This window comes from Leisingera sp. F5 (genome assembly GCF_001593695.1).
This window is the reverse complement of sequence record NZ_LUKH01001088.1, coordinates 1-1,287: the sequence shown is the minus strand read 5'-3', so window position 1 is coordinate 1,287 and position 1,287 is coordinate 1. Positions and strand designations below refer to the sequence as shown.

General features: G+C 61.1%; 1 protein-coding gene. It reads left to right on the top strand.

The window, feature by feature from the left end; translation table 11 throughout:
• The first annotated feature begins 5 nt into the window (after positions 1-5).
• Positions 6-1,229: a 5-aminolevulinate synthase gene (hemA, locus tag A2I95_RS39115; protein ID WP_291737749.1), complete on the top strand. Its 1,224-nt coding sequence runs from the start codon at positions 6-8 to the stop codon at positions 1,227-1,229.
• Positions 1,230-1,287: the final 58 nt, after the last annotated feature.

Sequence of the window (1,287 nt, the reverse complement as noted above, 5' to 3'; positions counted from 1 at the left end):
TGCCGGTGGACTATACCGCGAAACTGGATGCAGCGATTGCCAGCCTTCACGACGAGGGCCGCTACCGGACCTTTATCGACATCGAGCGCAAGAAGGGCCATTTCCCGCATGCGGTCTGGACCCGTCCGGACGGCGGCGAACAGGACATCACCGTCTGGTGCGGCAATGACTATCTGGGCATGGGCCAGCATCCGGTTGTGCTGGAGGCGATGCATGATGCGATTGATTCGACCGGCGCAGGCTCCGGCGGCACCCGCAACATTTCCGGCACTACGGTTTATCACAAGCAGCTGGAGGCCGAACTGGCGGATCTGCATGGCAAGGAAGCCTCGCTGCTGTTCACCTCGGCTTACATCGCCAATGACGCCACGCTGAGCACTCTGCCCAAGCTGTTCCCCGGCCTCATCATCTATTCCGATGCGCTGAACCATGCCTCGATGATCGAGGGCGTGCGCCGCAATGGCGGCGCCAAGCGTATCTTCCGCCACAATGACGCGGCGCATCTGCGCGAGCTGCTGGAAGCCGATGACCCCAAGGCGCCCAAGCTGATCGCCTTTGAATCGATTTATTCGATGGATGGCGATTTCGGCCCGATTGAGGCCCTTTGCGATCTGGCCGATGAATTCGGCGCGCTGACCTATATCGACGAAGTCCACGCGGTTGGCATGTACGGCCCGCGCGGCGGCGGCGTGGCGGAGCGCGACCGTCTGGCCCACCGCATTGACATCATCAACGGCACGCTTGCCAAGGCCTACGGCGTGATGGGCGGCTATATCGCGGCCTCGGCCAAGATGTGCGACGCGATCCGCTCTTATGCGCCGGGCTTCATCTTCACCACCTCGCTTGCGCCGTCGGTTGCGGCAGGGGCGGCGGCCTCGGTTGCCTATCTGAAGGGCGCGCAGGATCTGCGCGACAAGCATCAGGACCAGGCCAAGGTGCTGAAATTGCGGCTTAAGGGTCTTGGCCTGCCGATCATTGATCATGGCAGCCACATCGTGCCGGTGATTGTCGGCAACCCGGTGCACACAAAAGTGCTGTCCGACCATCTGCTGGAGGACTATGGCATCTACGTGCAGCCGATCAATTACCCGACTGTGCCGCGCGGTACCGAGCGTTTGCGCTTTACCCCGTCGCCGGTGCACGGCCCCAAGGAAATCGACGCGCTGGTCCAGGCGATGGACGCATTGTGGTCGCATTGTGCGCTGAATCGTGCCGAACTTGCCGGGTAACATACTGATCAGTGTAAATTTACCTTCGGTGTGTTACGCTGTTGCTAATCAATGAGCG